This is a genomic window from Chelatococcus albus (assembly GCF_030067675.1).
Taxonomy (GTDB): domain Bacteria; phylum Pseudomonadota; class Alphaproteobacteria; order Rhizobiales; family Beijerinckiaceae; genus Chelatococcus_A; species Chelatococcus_A albus.
In genome coordinates, this window is record NZ_JASJEV010000014.1 from 47,009 (window position 1) to 65,282 (window position 18,274).

The following is an 18,274-nucleotide window of genomic DNA, read 5'->3' on the forward strand; positions in this document are numbered from 1 at the left end:
GCTCAGGCCTCCCGGCTCGCGGGTTCGAACGACGTACGGCTCGCGCCCTTCCCCTGTGCGACAGGGGCGAGACCCGCCGCCGGTTGCGCGTCCGCCGCGGGGCGGTCGAGCCAGTCGACCGCCGCCATCTTGCGCACGACGACGAACTCGTCGCGGTTCGATCCGACCGTGCCGTAGTAGTTGAATCCGTAGGACTGCTGGGCGTAGCCGCCGATCATGTGGGTAGGCTTGAGGATCGTGCGCGTCACCGAATTGTGGATGCCGCCGCGCTGGCCGGTCTGCTCGGAGCCCGGCACGTTCACGATCTTCTCCTGCGCGTGGTACATGAGGCACATGCCTTCCTTCACGCGCTGGGAGACGACGGCGCGCGCCACGAGCGAACCGTTGGCGTTGAAGGCCTCGATCCAGTCGTTGTCGGCGATGCCCGCCTTGCGCGCGTCGACCTCGCTGATCCACACGATGGGCCCGCCGCGCGAGAGCGTGAGCATCAGCAGGTTGTCGGTGTAGGTGGAGTGGATGCCCCACTTCTGGTGCGGCGTGATGAAGTTGAGCACCACCGGCGGATTGCCGTTGGGCTTGCGGTCGATGACAGGCGCGACCGTCTTGGTATCGATCGGCGGGCGATAGACGCAGAAGCCCTCTCCGAAGGCGCGCATCCACAGGTGGTCCTGGTAGAGCTGCTGACGGCCGGTCAGCGTGCGCCACGGGATGAGCTCGTGGACGTTCGTGTAGCCGGCGTTGTAGCAGACCTTCTCCGACTCGAGGCCCGACCAGATGGGCGAGGAGATGATCTTGCGCGGCTGGGCCACCATGTCGCGGAAGCGGATCTTCTCGTCCTCCTTGGGCAGGGCGAGATGGGTGTGGTCGCGGCCCGTCGTCTTGCCCAGCGCCGCCCAGGCCTTCACCGCCACCTCCCCGTTCGTCTCGGGCGCGAGCGAGAGGATGACCTCCGCCGCGTCGATGTCGGTGTCGATGCGCGCGAGCCCCTTGGTCGGCCCCGCCTCCGTCACGACTCCGTTGAGATTCTTCAGGAATTCCACCTCGTGGGCGGTGTTCCAGCTCATGCCCTTGCCGCCGTTGCCGAGCGTCTCCATGAGCGGGCCGAGGGAGGTGAAGCGCTTGTGGAGGTTCGGGTAGTCGCGCTCGACCACCGTCACCTGCGGCATCGTCTTGCCCGGCACGGGATCGACCTCGCCCCTCTTCCAGTCCTTCACATCGAAGGCCTGCGCCAGTTCGGCCGGCGTGTCGTGCAGGATCGGGGAGAGGACCACGTCCTTCTCGACGCCGAGCACCTCCGGCGCGACGCGTGAGAAGGCTTCCGCGAGGCCCTTGTAGATCTCCCAGTCGCTCCGCGCCTCCCACACCGGGTCCACCGCCGCCGTCAGCGGATGGATGAAGGGGTGCATGTCGGAGGTGTTAAGGTCGTTCTTCTCGTACCAGGTGGCCGTCGGCAGGACGATGTCGGAATAGACGCAGGTCGTCGACATGCGGAAGTCGAGGGTCACGAGGAGATCGAGCTTGCCCTCCGGCGCCTCCTCCCGCCACGCGACCTCCTTCGGCTTCTTCGCTGCCGTGCCGCCGAGGTCCTTGCCGAGCACGCCGTGCGAGGTGCCGAGCAGGTGCTTGAGGAAATATTCGTGGCCCTTGCCCGAGGAGCCGAGGAGGTTCGAGCGCCAGACGAAGAGGTTGCGCGGCCAGTTCCGCGGCGCGTCCGGATCCTCGCAGGAGAGCTTGAGTTCCCCCGTTTTCAGCGCCTTGGCCACGTAGTCCTTGACATCGAGGCCCCTGTCGGCCGCGGCCTTGGCCACGGTCAGCGGGTTCGCTTCGAGCTGCGGGGCGGAGGGCAGCCAGCCCATGCGCTCGGCGCGCACGTTGTAGTCGATGAGGGCGCCGTCCCAGGGCCCGGGCGGGGCGGTCGGCGACAGGATCTCGGCGACGTCCACCGTCTCGTAGCGCCACTGGTCGGTGTGGGCGTACCAGAAGGAGGTGGAGTTCTGCTGGCGCGGCGGGCGCCCCCAGTCGAGGGCAAAGGCGAGCGGCTGCCAGCCTGCCTGGGGCCTCAGCTTCTCCTGGCCCACGTAGTGCGACCAACCGCCGCCCGACTGGCCCACGCAGCCGCACATCACCAGCATGTTGATGACGCCGCGGTAGTTCATGTCCATGTGGTACCAGTGGTTCATCGCCGCGCCGATGATGACCATGGACCGGCCGTTGGTCTTCTCGGCGTTGCGCGCGAACTCCCGCGCCACGGTGACGATCTGGTCGCGCGGCACGCCGGTGATCGCCTCGGCCCAGGCCGGCGTGTAGGGCACGTTCTCGTCGTAGCCTTTCGCCACGTGCCCGCCGCCGAAGCCGCGGTCGACGCCATAGTTCGCCGCGAAGAGGTCGAAGACCGTGGCGACGAGCGCCTCGCCGTCAGCGAGCCTGAGGCGCTTGACCGGCACGCGGCGCAGCAGAACGCTCGGGTGGTCCGTGCCGGCGAAATGGTCGTGCTCGAGATTGCCGAAATAGGGGAAGGCCACCTCCGCGAGGTCGTCGCGCCCGTCGGCGAGGGACAGGCGGAGGTCGACGACCGCCCCGTCGGATGCCTTCGCCTCCAGGTTCCACTTGCCCGTCTCGCCCCAGCGGAAGCCGACCGAGCCGCGCGGCACCACGACCTCGCCCGTGGCCGCGTCCACGGCCACCGTCTTCCATTCGGGATTGTTCGCCTCGCCAAGGGCGCCGGCGAAATCCGAAGCGCGCACGAGCCGCTCCGGAACGAGCCGCCCGTCCTGCTCGACGAGCCGCACGAGCATGGGCATGTCGGTGTAGCGCTTCACATAGTCGGCGAAATAGGGCACCTGCCGGTCGATGTGGAACTCGCGCAGGATGACGTGGCCCATGGCCATGGCAAGCGCCGCGTCGGTGCCCTGCTTCACGGCGAGCCACAGGTCGGCGAACTTGGCCGCCTCCGAATAGTCGGGGCTGACGACGACGCTCTTCGCCCCCTTGTAGCGCACCTCCGTATAGAAATGGGCGTCGGGCGTGCGCGTCTGCGGCACGTTGGAGCCCCAGAGCATGAGGAAGCCGGCGTTGTACCAGTCGGCGCTCTCGGGCACGTCCGTCTGCTCGCCCCAGGTCTGGGGCGAGGCGGGCGGCAGGTCGCAGTACCAGTCGTAGAAGGACATGCACACGCCGCCGAGGAGCGACAGATAGCGCGCGCCCGCGGCGTAGGAGACCATCGACATGGCGGGGATGGGCGAGAAGCCGATGACGCGGTCCGGCCCATATGTCTTCACCGTATAGGCGTTGGCGGCGGCGATGATCTCCTCGACCTCCTGCCAGGTCGAACGCACGAAGCCGCCGAATCCGCGCTTCTTCACGTAGGCCGCCCGCTTCTGCGGGTTCTCGACGATGGAGGCCCAGGCGGCGACCGGCGTGAGCAGCGTGCGCGCCTCGCGCCAGAGCTTCAGGAGGCGGGCGCGCACCATGGGATACTTCACACGGTTGCCGGAGTAGAGGTACCAGCTGTAGCTCGCGCCGCGCGAGCAGCCGCGCGGCTCGTGGTTGGGCAGGTCCGGCCGCGTGCGCGGATAGTCGGTCTGCTGCGTCTCCCAGGTGACGATGCCGCCCTTGACATAGATCTTCCACGAACACGAGCCGGTGCAGTTGGCTCCGTGGGTGGAGCGCACGGTCTTGTCGTGCTGCCAGCGCTTGCGGTAGCCGTCCTCCCAGCGCCGGTCCTCCTGCGTCACGACGCCGTGGCCGTCCGCGAAGGTGCCGACGTCCTTCCGGAAGAACATCAGGCGGTCGATGAGATGGCTCATGGTCGTCTCCGGTTCATTCCGCGGGCTGTCGAACGGGCGCGGGCAGCGAGCCGCGGCGTTCGACGTCGTGAAGCAGGCCGCCCTTGCGCGTGTAGACGGCCCAGGTGATGACGAGGCAGCTCACATAGAAGGCGAGGAAGGCCCACAGCGCCGCCTGCGGCCCGCCGGTGAGGGAGATCGACGTGCCGTAGCTCATGGGTATGAAGAAGGCGCCGTAGGCTGCGATTGCCGAGGTGAAACCGATGATGGCGGCCGCCTCCTTCTCCGCCTGCTGCGCGCGCGTGGCGGCGTCGGCCCGCGGCATCAGCCGCTCCATGTCCTTGCGCATGATGGCGGGGATCATCTGGAAGGTTGAGGCATTGCCCACGCCTGAGACGAGGAACAGGAAGAGGAAACAGGCGAAGAAGCCCGTGAAGGCGTATGGCTCGCTTCTGACGCCAAGGAAGTAGAGCACACCCGCCACCCCGAGCATCATGCCGACGAAGACCCAGAAGGTGACGCGCCCGCCGCCGAAGCGGTCCGAGATCCAGCCCGTGGCCGAGCGGGAGACGGCCCCCACGAGCGGGCCGAGGAAGGCGTAGTGCAGTGCGTTGACCTCGGGGAACTGGGTCTTGGCGAGAAGCGGGAAGCCCGCCGAATAGCCGATGAAGGAGCCGAAGGTGCCGGTGTAGAGCCAGCACATCAGCCAGTTGTGCTTGCGGCGGAAGATCACCGCCTGTTCGGTGAAGGAGGCCTTCATCGCGGCGATGTCGTTCATGCCGAACCAGGCGGCGAAGGCGGAAGCGGCGATGAAGGGCACCCATACGAAGCCCGCGTTCTGCAGCCACAGCGGCACCTGCTGCCCACCCTGCGCCACCATGACCGGATCGCCGCCGAGGACACCGAAGACACCCGTGGTGATGACGATGGGCACCAGGAACTGGGCGACGCTGACCCCGAGATTGCCGAGGCCGGCGTTGAGCGCGAGGGCATTGCCCTTCTCCGCCTTTGGGAAGAAGAAGCTGATGTTGGCCATGGAGGAGGCGAAGTTGCCGCCGCCGAAGCCGCAGAGCAGCGCGAGCAGGAGGAAGAGCCAGTAGGGCGTCCCCGGGTTCTGCACCGCAAGGCCGATGCCGAGCGCCGGCAGGATGAGCGACCAGGTGGCGAGCGTGGTCCACAGCCGCCCGCCGAAGATCGGCACGACGAACGAATAGAAGATCCTCAGGGTGGCGCCCGACAGGCCCGGCAGGGCCGCGAGCCAGAAGAGCTGATTGGTCGAGAAGGCGAAGCCCGCCTGCGGGAGCTTGGCCACCACGACCGACCACACCATCCACACCGCGAAGGAGAGGAGCAGGCAGGGGATCGAGATCCACAGGTTGCGCCTGGCGATGCGCCGGCCCTTCTCGGCCCAGAAGGCCGGATCTTCCGGCCGCCAGTCCTCGAGCACGTAATGGGGGCCGAGCACGCCGACCTGCTTCGGCCCGTGGATCTCCTCCATCTCGGGGAGTTCGGGCAGCTTCCTCAGGACGGGCGCAGCCGCCGCGCGCTCCATCTGCCGGATCGCCGCGTGCATCCACAGGAGCGCGCCGGAGACGAGCAGGAAGAGCAGCATGAAGCAGCTTGTCCAGATGCCGGTGAGATCATTGAGCAGGCCGAAGATGATGGGCAGGACGAAGCCGCCGAGGCCGCCAATCATGCCGACGAGGCCGCCGACCGCCCCGACGTTCTTCGGGTAATAGACCGGTATGTGCTTGAACACCGCCGCCTTGCCGAGGCTCATGAAGAAGCCGAGCACGAAGACGAGGACGGTGAAGGCCGTGACGCCGATCTCGAAACGGAAGGTGATGGGCCTCTTGATGCCGCGCACCACATATTCCGTCGGCGGATAGGACAGGAGGAAGGTGCAGACGACGGAGACGAGGAAGGTCCAGTACATCACCCGCCGCGCGCCATACTTGTCCGACAGGTGGCCGCCGTAGGCACGGAACAGGCTCGCCGGCACCGAATAGGCCGCGCCGATCATGCCGGCGGTGGTGATGTCGAGGCCATAGACGCCGATGAGATAGCGCGGCAGCCACAGGGCGAGCGCGACGAAGGCGCCAAAGACGAAGAAGTAATAGAGCGCGAAGCGCCAGACCTGCACGTTCTTCAGAGGCTCGAGTTCGAGCCAGGCGCTCTTCGGCTTCTCGCCCTTCAGCCTGCGTGCGCGCAGCACCGGGTCGTCCGTGGTCGAGAACCAGAAGACGACGGCCATGACGGCGAGCGCCGCCGCCCAGATCTGGGCGACCGTCTGCCAACCGAAGGCAACGAGCACGAAGGGTGCGAAGAACTTGGTGACCGCCGCCCCGACGTTGCCCGCGCCGAAGATACCCAGCGCTGTGCCCTGCTTCCCCGTCGGATACCAGCGCGAGACATAGGCGACGCCGACGGCGAAGGAGCCACCGGCGATGCCGACGCCGAGCGCGGCGAGGAGCATCTGCGGATAGGTCGTCGCCCAGGTGAGGAGCCAGGTCGCGAGAGCTCCCGCCAGCATGACGACGGAGAAGACGCGCCGGCCGCCGTACTGGTCCGTCCAGATGCCGAGCACGACGCGCACGAGAGAGCCGGTGAGGATGGGCGTGCCGGCGAGCAGGCCGAACTGGGTCTCGGAGAGCCCGAGCTCCTGCTTGATGCGGATGCCGATGATCGAGAAGATTGTCCACACCGCGAAGCAGACGGTGAATGCGATGGTGGATAACCACAAGGCCCGACTCTGTTCCTGCGGTGATACCCTGTCCGACATGGTCATGGCTCAAGCCCCGGCTCGGCGAACGGCGCGGCCCTCGCCGCGCATGGGGTTGAGCTTGCAGATGAGCGGCAGTCTGGAATTGACCCAGATCAAGAGGACGACCCGTCTTGGATCGTTTTCTCCGTGGGGAGACGCTGCGTCGCAGTCACGACGATGAACTCAATACATGAAATTACTTTATATCAACCACCGACTTGATAATTATCAATGAACATGCTTTGATCTTCCGGCGATGCGAGGAGCCCGATGCGCGAGGCCGATGCCGCCGAGGTGAGACGCCTGCCCCTGTTCGCCGGCATGGCGGAGGAGCGTTTCGCAGCGCTCATACAGGCGGCCTTCCTGCAACGATTTCCGCCGCACGTGGTGCTGATCGAGGAGGGCGAGCGGGCGGATTTCCTGCACGTGGTGCTCGCGGGCGCCGTCGACCTCTTCGCCCGCCACGAGGGCCGTGAGACGACGATCATGGTCCTGCGTCCTGTCAGGGCCTTCATCCTCGCCGCCGTGATGGCGGACGAGCCTTACCTGAAATCGGCGCGCACCCTCGAGCCCTCGCAGATCCTCATGATTCCCGCCGAGGCGGTGCGCGCCGTCTTCGCCGAGGACCTGACCTTCGCCTGGGCGGTGGTGCACGAGCTCGCCGGCGCCTACCGCGTCGTCACCCGGGAGCTGAAGAACCAGAAGCTGCGCACGAGCGGGGAGCGGCTCGCGAACTGGATCCTGCGCATGTCCGGGCTCAGCCGCGAGCGTGGCGGCGGGTCCCGCTTCGAGATCCCCTTCGACAAGCGCACGCTCGCCGCCTATCTCGGCATGACGCCGGAAAATCTCTCGCGCGGCTTCGCGGCCCTCGCCGACAGCGGCGTTACCGTGCAGGGCCGCACCGTGAGCGTCGCCGACGTCCAGGCACTGGCTCGCCGCGCCCGCCCCTCCCCGCTCATCGACGACCAGCCGACCTGAACGGCGGGCACGCCTGGGGCTCGCAGCGGCGCGGCGATGGCGGGCGGGCGCTCGGCACGCGGGCGTGATGGCCGTGCCACGCTGGCGGCGGCCTCACGCGCCAGACGCCGGACCTCATGGGGGTCGTCGTGGTGGCTCACGCCGAACTGACATCGAGCCGCGCGAGCTGATCGGAGAACGACCAGTTGATGACCTTGCCCGTGTTCAGGTCCTCGTTCGGGACCAGGATTCTACGCCCGTCGCGGGTAACGACCGAGACGAGGCGGGCGCGCAGCTCCCGGATGGACCCAACCGCACTGCCGACCTCGACGACGTCGCCGGGTTTGATGGACTTGTCGAGCAGGATGATGATGCCGCTGACGAAATTGGACACGACCTTCTGGAGCCCGAAGCCGAGACCGAGCCCCATGGCGCCGGAGAAGACCGTCAGCGCCGTCAGATCGAGGCCGATCGCCGAGAGCGAGGCGGAGACCGCGACGAGGAACAGCGCGATCTTGGCGACCTTGCCGATGAGCACCCGGAGCGTCGGAGTCAGGTCGGCAGCGCGCTCGAGGTAGCGCTCGATGCCCTCGTCGATCACGCTTGTCCGGCAGGCTAGACAACGAGTTCGTCGTCTCTCTCCGCCTTCTCGAGAAGGTCCATCACAACCGCCAATCCCCGAGCAACGCGCTCGTCGGAGGCTTCATGGCTGAGACACAGCCTCACGGCCGCCGGCCCCCGCGAGGTGGCGGCGAAAACACTGCTTGGCTGCAGCAGAACGCCAACGCGTTCGGCTGCCGCCGCGAAAGCGTCCTGCGACCACCGGTCCGGCAAGCGGAGCCAGAGATGCAAGCCGTGCGGGTCGGCGCTGAACTCGCATCCGGCCAGCAGCTCTTGCGCCATCGCCTGCCGCCTCGCGGCATGAAGACGCTGGCGATTGTTCAATTCGAGGGCGGTGCCGTCGCCGATCCAGCGACTGGCGATCTCCGCCATCAGCGGCGGCGGCATCCATGACGACAGGCTGACGGCCGCCCGGATTCCCGGCACGAGCGCCTCGGGAGCCAGGACGTAGCCGATGCGCAGGCCAGGCGCGACGGACTTGGAAACGCTCGTCACGAGGATTGTCCGGTCGGGCGCCAGCGCAGCCAATGCCTGCGGGCGCTCCGGCGGAAGCAGGCCGAAGACATCGTCCTCGACAAGGGTGAGACCGTGCGTTTCGGCAACGGCGGCAATCTGCCTGCGGCGCGCCTCGCTCATCGTCGCGGTCGTCGGTGTGTGCAAGGTCGGCGTGCAGTAGACCGTGCGTGCGCCGCTGGCCCGGCACGCGGCATCAAGCGCCTCGGGAACCAGGCCTTCAGCGTCGATCGCGACCGGCCGCATCCTCGCGCCGAGGCGTCGAACCATCGCCTTGACGGGGGGATAGGTCAGTTCCTCGGTCAGCAGCGTATCGCCCGGACGAAGCATCGCGAGCAACGAGGCGAAGATGCCCTGCTGTGCGCCGTTCGTGAGAATGACGTTCTCGTCGTTCGCCTTCACCCCGAGCCGGCTGACCCACGTGGCGCCCGCCACCTGATGGCGCGAGCGGGATTGCCCGTCCTGATGGTCGAGATAGGAGGCAAGGCCGCCCGCCCCGGCGATCGCCGCCAGCGTCTGCGACAGCGCGCCCGACGCGCCACCGATGAAGGGGAGGTTCAGCGAAAAGTCGATCGGTCCCTCGTCGCAGGGCCGCGCCAACCCCGCGCCGGGAAGCCCGGCCGACAGGTCCACCGGCCGCCGCACATAGGTGCCACGTCCGACCTCACCCACCACATAGCCGCGCTTCGCGGCCTCGGCATAGGCGCGCATGACCGTGTTCGAGGAAAGGCCGAGCGCATAGGCAAGGTCCCGCTGCGGCGGCAGCCGGTCACCCGGCTGCAACCTGCCGGCCGCGATGTCCTCGGCCATCGCCTCCACGAGCGCGCTCGCCCGCGTGCCGGGCCTTTGCTCGATCGAAGGTGCCCAGATTGCCATGAATGCAATGCTGTCATTGTATTGAGGCAAGAGCAAGCTTATCAATGCAATATGCATTGATCTTGCAGACGCGACACCGGTGCCGGTCGCCGCGCGCGGAGTTCCCAGCGATGGTTCGCAACACCAGCGGCCGGCCCGACGTCGGCGTCGCGCTTGCATTCGTCTGCCTGCTCCTGCTCGGGCTGATGCCGATCATTTCCAATGGCCGCCCGGCGGGGTGGGGCGCACTGACATTCGCGCTGTGGCTTTCCGTCTGGCAGCTGCTCTTCTCCCTGCCGCTGCTGATCCGCGAATGGCGTTCCGGCGAGTGGGGGATCTTCGCACGCGCCTCGTCGCGGTCGGACAGGAACAGGACGCTGGCGGTCACGCTGTTCACCGGCACGCTCTTCGGGCTTTCGACCTGGGCCTACGTGCTGGCCTTCGAGATGGTCGGTGCCACGAGCGCCGCCATTGCGCTCCAGGCCTACCCGCTCTTCGCCGCCGTGCTCGAGGCGCTGCTCCTCGGCCGCCGCAAGAGCCTGGGCGAGGTCGGCTTCATGGTTCTCGTTGTGGCCGCGCTCTTCCATCTTGCCACCCGGGGCACGATGCGGCTCGATGGCTTCACGCCGTGGTTTGCCGTCGCCCTCGCCGTTCCGGCGCTGTGGAGCGTCGCGCATGTCATCCTGAGAGAGACGTTGGTGACGACGCCGATCACGCCCAATCAGGTGACGGTTTCACGTCTCATCGTATCGACGTCGGTCTTGCTCTTGCTCGCCATCGTCATCGAGGGGCCGGACGAGGTCCGGCGAGCGGGATCCGTGTTCGAGTTCCAGTCCTTCGCCTTGATGATGGGCCTTGCCTACTATCTGGAGCTGATCGTCTGGTTCAACGCCGTCCGACATATTGATGTGTCCATTGCCAGTTCGATCACCGTTCCCGCCCCTGCGGTCACGATGGTCCTGGCGGCCATTCTTCTCGGCGACAGCATCGATGGAGCCGAGGTATGGGCGCTCGTCGTCGTCATCGTCGGGCTCTTCGGCCTCTTGCGCGTCGGCATCGCCGGGCGTCGCCCGAACATCCCGCAGCCGCAAGCCCAGAGCTGACCCCCCATGAACAGGGACATCCTCCGGCCTCCTCACCGGTCCGACGCCCCTGTCCGGCGATCGTGCCGTCGCGACCATCACCGGGCACAGCCTGAAAGACGTGCAGGAGATACTCGACGCGCATTATCTGAGCCGCGATATCTCGCTGGCCGAGCGCGCCGCGAAGAAGATGGAGAGGGCCGCCCGACAGGCCAAATCAGGAACAAAGCTTGCAAAAGACGTGTAAAACGGCCTTGCTGGCCGTTCTGCATCAGGGCGAATTGCCGTGAAATTTCAATTGGCTGGGGGACTAGGATTCGAACCTAGACTAACGGAGTCAGAGTCCGCTGTTCTACCGTTAAACTATCCCCCACCTAAGCTGCCGGTGTCATTGGCGTTTTCCTGAATGTTTCACAGGATCACGCCCGGGCTCTGGAGACCAGCGGCTGGTGCGCGGCTCTGATAGGTCCCTTTCTATTCCCCGTCAAGCGCTTGGTCCGGCCTTCCTGTGGATCATCGATCAGCCGTTGCCCGCCGGTCGGCGGGCGCATGTCGTTGGTTCAAGGACAAACCAGGACCATGAGCGCGCATGGAGAAACCGAGCCCCGAACGCCCCTGCCCGTCCACGTTGGGCCATCGGCTGCGGCGGCTCGCGGTCGTGGACGGGGGGAGAGAGATTCCGCCGGGTGCTCGCCAGCAAGGGCCGGCCGGGGGGCCATCGGCGCCGCGGCGAGCCGCATCGATCGCCCCGCTCGCAACCCCGGGCCGCTCTGTGCCCAAGGCGCTCGTCCCCACTTCCCCACGCGGACCGGAAGCCGACGTCGGACCGCCTACGAAGGTGCGCAGAATGAGGGGCACGGCCCTCGATTCAAACGCCCAGCGCGGTTGGCCGTCGCCCGTCGCCGGCAACGGCGCGCCTCTCGATCCAGTCCTGCTCCAGCGTGAACAGCTCCCGCGCTTCCGCCACACCGCGGAGCGTATGGCGGCCGAGCGATCGCACCGGAACAGGGCTCGCCGCCGCGACACGGCTGGACATGAGCAGGCAGCAGCCGAGCGTGCTGCACAGCGCCTCCATGCGGCTCGCCTCGTTGACGGCCGGCCCGATCACGGTGAAGTCGAGACGGCTCGCGGTGCCGATGTTGCCGTAGAACACCTCGCCATAGTGGAGCGCCACGTCGAGCTCCAGCGGCTGCGCGTCCGGGTGAAGTTGATTGACGGCGTCGTTGCGGAGGAGCGCGGATGCGGCAGAAGCGCATCGATCCGCTCGATCTCGCCGGCCAGGAAACCGCCGGGGCGATCACTCGAGAACACGATTCCGACACCGCGCAGGGCGGGCGCATTCTGGTTGTCGAAGCCGACCAGGCGGGCGAGATAGTCTGTCCCGCCCTCACGTTCGACCTCGTCGAACACCGCGAAGCGCTGGATGCCAGGCTCGTCGAGATGCCAATGGCATTTCGTCAGCCTTTTTCGCAGCATGTACCCCAGAGGGCTCGCCTCGAAGGCGTTGAGATGGCGGTCATGCGGAACGGCGTCGACCAGCATGCCTCTCGAACGGGTCCAGATATGGCTGACGACGCGAATCGTCGGATTGACTGTCGGCAAGGCGAGGAATGCTCTCGCCACGGGAAGTCCTTCGGGAAGCAGTCGCTCCATGACCCCGGAGAACAACGCCGACAGGTCGGATCCGGTGAGCCCCTGGTCGGTGATCCAGCTTTCAAGACTCGCCATGAAAACATCCTGGAGCCGGATCGGCCTTTCCGGAATCCGGATCGGCTGGCGAGGCGCACGGACGGTCCGCCTTGCGCCCTTCTCCACCTCACGTAGTGCACAGGCGGCACGTGGCCGGGGGCGTTCGCTCCACCGCCCGAGCCGCCCGCCAGGAGTGCATGGCACGGCGTCGGTACCACCGGTCGTTCGGCTGCGATCCATTTCATCGGCTGCCCTCGTCACCGGATAAACCCGGCTCAGCTAGAAGCTGGCGCTGAGCCCCGCACGGAAACCGTGATCGCGGGCGGTGTCGGCGAGCTGTCCCTGATAGGCAAGGATGAGGCGCGCGGCGTCGGAGAGGACGAGGCCGAGGCCCCCTTCAACCACTGCGGCGTTGCGCGCGATCGGCGCGCCGGCCACCGCGAAGGGCACGCTGCCGGGGAAGGCATTGCTAGCAACCGGCGTCACCTCGCCGAAGGCGTGCCACCAGCCGAGCATGCCCGACAGGGTGGCGGTCGTGCCGCCCAGCGCGACTGCGCCGGAGGCCCGCAGACCGAGCGTCGTGAAGGCGGTGTCGGTCTCGGAGCCCGCGCCGATCAGCGCTGCCGCCCCACCCGCCTCCCGGAAGCCGTCCGTGGAAAGCCCGACATAGGCGAGCCCGGCGAAGGGCTCGAGCGCGGCGGCCCCGACGTCGAAGCGGTAGCCGGCCTCGCCGAAGACCTGCAGCGTGCCCGCGTCGTAGTCCGCCGTCGGGCTGTCCGTGAAGCTGCCGATGCCGACCGAGCGGCCCGTGTCGATGTCGTGCCAGGCATGGGCGAGCCCGGCGCGCAGGGCAACCTGCCCCGCCCCCAGGCCCCACGCCCCGCCGCCGTAGGCGCCAAGATGGTAGCTGTCGGCCGAGCCGGACGAAGCCCGGCCACCGGCGCTGAAGGAGGAGCGGCTGTAGCCGCCCACGACGCCGAGCCGGACGTTGCCGGCGATCGCCACATCGCCGCCGAGCAGGAAGCCGCCTCCGGAGCGGTCGAGCTTGGCCGCATTGCCGTCGCTGTCCGTATGGCCCCACGCGCCGAAGCCCTGGCCCCACAGCACGGGGCCGCTGCTCGTCGCCGGCACCGCCACCGGCCCGCCCGGTGCATAGGCCATGACGGGCATCGCCGGAGCGCCGACGCCGGCGAAGGCCCCGCGCAGGCGGTCGCTCACCGCCTGGCGCACAAAACGGCTGTCCTCGATCAGCGCCGTCCTGGCCGAGGCGTGGATCTCGCCCGAGACGCGGTCGAAGCTCGCGCGGATCACGGCCGGCGCGTCGGGCAGGGTCACGACGGCATCGTGGAGCGCATGGCCCATCGCGAGGCTTGCGACGCCGCCCGCCGCCGCGAACTGGTTGCGGCTCGCAGCCAACCCGGCGAAACCGATGTCGTTGCGGACGAGCCGCAGGTCGACGGTGAAGGTGCCGTAGTCGTAGATAAGCGAAGGTGTCAGGAAGGCGAAGTCAGAGGTCGCCCCGGCGAAGGCGCCGGTGAGGCCGGTGCCGGCGGTGAGGATGCGATAGGTGGACGACGGCCTGTAGTGGCCGGCATAGCCGACGTGAGCCACGGTGCCGCCCGAGAGGGTGGCGGCGCCCGACACCACCACCCGGTCACTCGCCGTTCCGGCCGGGTCGACCTCGACCGCATAGCGCGCGCCGCTCGCGACGGTCAGGTCCCCGGCGACGGTCAGCGTGCCGATGGAATTGCCCGGCGACAGGGTGCCGCCCGCGGCCACGACCGTCGCGCCCACCGTGCCGGCTCCGGCAAGCGTCGCGCCGGCCCCGACCGTCGTCAGGCTCGAACCCGCGATCGAGCCGTTCACCACGAGCCTGCCGCCCGTCACCGCCGTCGGGCCGGTATAGGTGCTGGCGCCCGTCAGAGCCAGCGTGCCGGTGCCGGCCATGGTCAGGCTGCCCGAGCCCGAGATGTGGCCGCCAAAGGCGCTGGGGCCGCTGTCGGCGAACACCACCGCGCCGTTGTTCAGGATGTCGCCGCGGATCGTCGCCGCGTTGCCCGCGAGCGTCCCCGCCCGCACGACGTTGCCGCCGGCATAGCTGTTGCCCGCATTCGTGAGCGTCAGCGTCCCCGCCCCCTCCTTGACGAGAGCGCCGCCCCCCGCGACCACGCCGTTCACCGTCAGCCCCGTGCCGGTGTCCGTTGAGAACACACCGGAGGCCGGACCGAGCGTGACGTCGCGCGCCATCGCAAAACCCGCCGTCGTGCGCAGCTCGCCGCCGTCGAGGGTCAGGCGCCCCGCCGCCCCGAGATTGGCATCCGAGGCAACCGACAGCCTGCCGCCGGCGACCGTCGTGCCGCCGGTATAGGCGTTGGCGCCCTGCAGGACGAGTTCACCGCCGCCGACCTTCAGCAGGGACGAGACGCTGCCGTCGGTGATCGTCGAGGCAATGGTCGCCATGACCCCCGCGTCGACACTGAGGGTTGCGGCCGCGCCGCTGGCCGGTGCGAGGGCGAGCGTGCCGCCACCGAGCACATAACCATTCGTCGCGAACTGCAGGGTGTCGAAGCGCTGCGTCCCGGCGACGGTCACCGCGCCGCCGGCCGGCCCGGCGAAGACGCCGACCGAACCGCCCCAGGAGCCGTTGACCTCGGCCTGCCCCGACCGACCTGTCCAATTGGCGCCGGCGGCGCTCCACGTCCCGGCGCCGCCGCCGACCTTGCCGTCGCCGGTCGCGTCACCGCCGTCCCAGAAGTGAAGGGTCTGGCCCGTGCCGACAACCGACAGGGTCACCTGCCCGGGGATTGCGGCCTGCACCTGCATGGTCACGACGCTGAAGCCCGGGCTGAGGGACGTCGACCGCCATGCGTCGAAAGCCCCGGCCAGCGCGCCGCCGTAGCTGAACAGACGGTAGTAGCCCGCCGCCGCGACCCGGACGTCGAGCATTCCGCCGAGCGTCAGGTTGCCGATGACGTTGACGAGATCGTTGCCTGTCGCGCCGCCGCCGACACGCCCCGGCGCATTCAGCTCGAACAGCGAGGTCGAGCCGGCGTCGAGCGTCAGCGCCCCGACGGTCAACGTCCCGGGGCTGGCACCGGCCGACAGCGTGCCGCCGGACTGCACCGTCACCGCTCCGCCCACCGTGCCGGACCCCGCAAGCGTCGCGCCGGCCCCGACCGTCGTCAGGCTCGAACCCGCGATCGAGCCGTTGACCACAAGCCTGCCGCCCGTCACCGCCGTCGGGCCGGTATAGGTGCTGATGCCCGTCAGCGTGAAGGTGCCGGTGCCGGTCTTGATCAGCCGACCGGAATTTCCCTGGATGACGCCGGAGAAGGTCGTGTCCCGATTGTCATTGCCCGTCGTCAGGGTGGCGGAGAGGAGATCGACCGTGCCCGCACCGGACAGCGAGCCGATCCGCTGATCGCTCGGTCCGATGCTCCACATGCCGGCGAGACTGAGGTGGGCCCCGGCCATGACCTCATAGGCCGATGCGGCGCTGAAGCTGTTCCCGGCACGCGCGGCGAGCGTGCCGGTTTCGACAATGGTGGCGCCTGTGCGGACGTCGGTCCCGCCGATGCTCAGCTGGTTGCTGCCCGCCCTGACGTGCAAGGCGCCCGGGCCGGAAATGTTCCAGTTCGAGCCGACATCCATACCGTTGAGTTCGATCGTGCCGCCTGCATCGGCGACAGTGATGCCGACCGGGGAGAAGTAGGAGAAGCCCGTCGTCACTCCGCCCGATCTGTACCGGAGCGTGCCTCCGTCGAACCTCAGGTTGGTGCGCGGCGCTGAAGCATTGATCGCTTCGAAGACGCCCGCCTTGAGCGTCAAGCCTGAAAGGGTCGGAGAGAGGTCACCTGTGAACGTGAGAACGCCGGCCCCCTCCTTCGTCACCGATCCAGTGCCGGAGATGGCGCCGCTGTAGCCAAAATCATCCGAACGGTTGAAGACGAGCGAGCCGTTGTTGACGACGTTCCCCAAGATCGAGCCGCTCGTGCCGCCGGCGCCGATCTGCAAGGTGCCGGCGGTGATCGTCGTGCCGCCAGAGTAGGTATTGTTGCCTGATAGCGTCAATGCCCCGGTGCCGACCTTGATCAGACCGAGAGAATGACCGCCGCCGTCGCGAACAGGCCCGGAGAATGTGGTGTCGGTGTCCAAGCCGCCGACCGTAAGGCTCTGCGCAACGGAAGCACCGATTGCGTCGACGAGGCCCGTGCCCTCGAGCGAGCCGATCTCGACTGCGCCCGAATTCGTCATCAGCCCGGTCCAGCCGTTGGAAATGATGCGACTGCCCGGACCTGACGAATTGTCCCGGAACAGAAGATAGCCCCAGGGGGTGATGTTGACGGTTACGGCTCCGATGGCCGCAGCGGAATAGAGGTACAGCCCCGCTTTATGTGCGACCGAAAGCGTCTACTCGACCCCGCTGTTGTTGCTGATGCCATCGTAAACATTGACAATGCTTGAGTTGCCGATGTTGAGCGTGTACGGCGCCGCTCCCGGCAGAAAGGTCATCCTGCCGAGAATATGGCCCTGAAGAACATTGACCGTCTTGACGCCGGCCGCGCCGAACCGGGCCTCGGCGCCCGCCCCCTCGGGAATGCCGCTGCTCCAGTTCGCTGGCGAATCATAGTCGTCGCTCCCCCCCTGCCACAGGCTCTGGGCGAATGCGGCCTGCGGAACCGCCCCGACCAGCAGCGAGACTGGCAGCGGGAGAGACACGAGGGACAGCGAGCCGGCCGCGAGCGCGCTCGTGCCCTGCATCAGGCGGCGCAGATGTTTCGAATGTCGTACTGTTCCCCGACACCTGCACACAGATCCGCGAAGGGGAAAACTCGGCGGAAGCGTCTGATGCGCCTGCAAGTCTCGGTCTCCGGTCGGTGGTTCGCCCGGGGACCCGCACCGCCCGCATCCTCGTGCGAGACAGCAGCCCGGCCCCGGCCTCACCCCGGGGTACCAGACTGTGCACGGCCGCGTTTGATCGATATTGCGGCCCCGTCTCGTCAGCGGAGCGCCATCAGCACCGTCACCTCGAAGAGGCCCTGATCGTTCCACGGAGGGCGCCGGTGTATCTCGTAGGCGGGGCTCGCCGCCGGGGTCCTGCGCGCCTGCGGCAGCCACAGGCTGGCGATGCTGAACATGCCCTCCGCCACCACGGGATAGGCACCGGCGACGTCGAGTTGCGCATACTCGCCCGGCCGCATGATTTCGTGGCGCAGGGCACCGCGCAGGCGATGCGCGGGAAAGCCGGGATCGACGACGCAGCAGTCGTATCGGATCCGATGTTCCGGAGTGAAGGCCGGATCGTCATAGAGGATGCCGACGGCCTGCGCCGCCGACAGGTCGAAGCCCAGGTCCCGAAGCTGGGACGCAAAGCGTTGCCAGTGCCCGGGAACACGCGGATAGGCCCCGTGGAAGCGCATGGCGACCAGCGGCACACCCGTCAGCCTCTCGGGCCTCGTCGCCCGTGCCCGATGCCGGTGCTCGACGGTGGGGACCGGCAGGCTCGGCACGACGAGATTCCGCGCCCGGTCGGGGGGGCAGGCCGAACTGCCTGACGAAGGCGCGGGTGAAGGCCGCCTGGCTGCCGTAACCGGTCTCCAGGGCAATATCGATGATCGGCATGTCGCTGCGGCCGAGCAGCGTCATCGCAAAGCCGAGCCGCGCCCGCCGGACGTAGTCGCCGACGGTCTCGCCCATTGCACGCCGGAAACGCCGATGAAGCTGGAACGGGCTGAGCCCGACCGACTCTGCCAGATCGTTCAGCCCCCAGGGCGCCACCAGATCCTTCTCGACGAGATCGAGCACGCGCCGCACCGGGGAATCGGGCTGGGCGTCGGAGGCGGCTGGCGACGCCAGTCGATCTCGCGGATTCACCAGAACCTGCTTGTAGAAAATTGCATCCTGCATCGGCCGGGTATCAACCTGACTGGAGTTGGCCCGATGGCGCGGACGGCCTTCGGGTCAGGCTCGTCCCTCGGCCCATCGCGCCCCTCCGCATCTCGGCCGGC

Annotated in this window: 9 protein-coding genes, 1 tRNA gene and 3 pseudogenes; 2 read left to right on the plus strand and 11 right to left on the minus strand. The window is 68.0% G+C overall.

Annotated features, from left to right (window positions below; genetic code table 11):
• Positions 1–2: 2 nt before the first annotated feature.
• The gene (locus tag QNA08_RS17050) at positions 3–3,806 is read right to left on the minus strand and encodes a nitrate reductase subunit alpha (protein WP_283741925.1); all 3,804 of its coding nucleotides are present in this window, start codon (positions 3,804–3,806) and stop codon (positions 3–5) included.
• 13 nt (positions 3,807–3,819) lie between these two features.
• A complete protein-coding gene (locus QNA08_RS17055) occupies positions 3,820–6,567 on the minus strand; it encodes a nitrate/nitrite transporter (protein ID WP_283741952.1) in 2,748 nt (915 codons plus the stop codon).
• A 252-nt stretch (positions 6,568–6,819) separates the two neighbouring features.
• Between QNA08_RS17055 and QNA08_RS17060 the strand changes: the two genes are divergently transcribed.
• A complete protein-coding gene (locus QNA08_RS17060) occupies positions 6,820–7,527 on the plus strand; it encodes a cyclic nucleotide-binding domain-containing protein (protein WP_283741926.1) in 708 nt (235 codons plus the stop codon).
• A gap of 71 nt (positions 7,528–7,598) precedes the next feature.
• On the opposite strand, the pseudogene QNA08_RS17065 reads toward QNA08_RS17060, so the two are convergent.
• Both QNA08_RS17065 and QNA08_RS17070 read right to left on the minus strand, forming a co-directional pair.
• Positions 7,599–8,074 (minus strand): annotated as a pseudogene (locus QNA08_RS17065) (mechanosensitive ion channel family protein); the annotation flags it as partial.
• A gap of 47 nt (positions 8,075–8,121) precedes the next feature.
• Complete coding sequence (locus tag QNA08_RS17070; RefSeq protein WP_340322329.1) at positions 8,122–9,675, minus strand: aminotransferase-like domain-containing protein; 1,554 nt, start codon at positions 9,673–9,675, stop codon at positions 8,122–8,124.
• On the opposite strand from QNA08_RS17070, the gene QNA08_RS17075 reads away from it, so the two are divergent.
• Positions 9,627–10,598, plus strand: coding sequence for a DMT family transporter (locus tag QNA08_RS17075; protein ID WP_283741928.1), 972 nt, complete (start codon positions 9,627–9,629; stop codon positions 10,596–10,598). The two genes, QNA08_RS17070 and QNA08_RS17075, sit on opposite strands and share 49 nt — an antisense overlap.
• 278 nt (positions 10,599–10,876) lie before the next feature.
• Here QNA08_RS17075 and QNA08_RS17080 read toward each other — a convergent pair.
• From QNA08_RS17080 to QNA08_RS19075, 7 genes and pseudogenes are all read right to left on the minus strand, one after another.
• Positions 10,877–10,950: transfer RNA gene (locus tag QNA08_RS17080), tRNA-Gln, on the minus strand.
• Between the two features lie 495 nt (positions 10,951–11,445).
• Positions 11,446–11,787 (minus strand): annotated as a pseudogene (locus QNA08_RS17085) (adenylate/guanylate cyclase domain-containing protein); the annotation flags it as partial.
• Positions 11,682–12,305, minus strand: coding sequence for a hypothetical protein (locus QNA08_RS17090; RefSeq protein ID WP_283741929.1), 624 nt, complete (start codon positions 12,303–12,305; stop codon positions 11,682–11,684). The gene QNA08_RS17090 and the pseudogene QNA08_RS17085, both read right to left, overlap by 106 nt.
• A gap of 240 nt (positions 12,306–12,545) precedes the next feature.
• Positions 12,546–16,520 (minus strand): autotransporter outer membrane beta-barrel domain-containing protein, encoded by a 3,975-nt coding sequence (locus tag QNA08_RS17095; RefSeq protein WP_283741930.1) that lies wholly within the window; start codon positions 16,518–16,520, stop codon positions 12,546–12,548.
• Between the two features lie 156 nt (positions 16,521–16,676).
• Complete coding sequence (locus tag QNA08_RS17100; protein WP_283741931.1) at positions 16,677–17,027, minus strand: hypothetical protein; 351 nt, start codon at positions 17,025–17,027, stop codon at positions 16,677–16,679.
• Between the two features lie 239 nt (positions 17,028–17,266).
• Positions 17,267–17,701, minus strand: a complete 435-nt coding sequence (locus QNA08_RS17105; RefSeq protein WP_283741932.1) for a GyrI-like domain-containing protein — start codon at positions 17,699–17,701, stop codon at positions 17,267–17,269.
• Positions 17,702–17,855: 154 nt separating this feature from the next.
• Positions 17,856–18,173, minus strand: a pseudogene (locus tag QNA08_RS19075) (helix-turn-helix domain-containing protein); the annotation flags it as partial.
• Between the last annotated feature and the right edge of the window lie 101 nt (positions 18,174–18,274).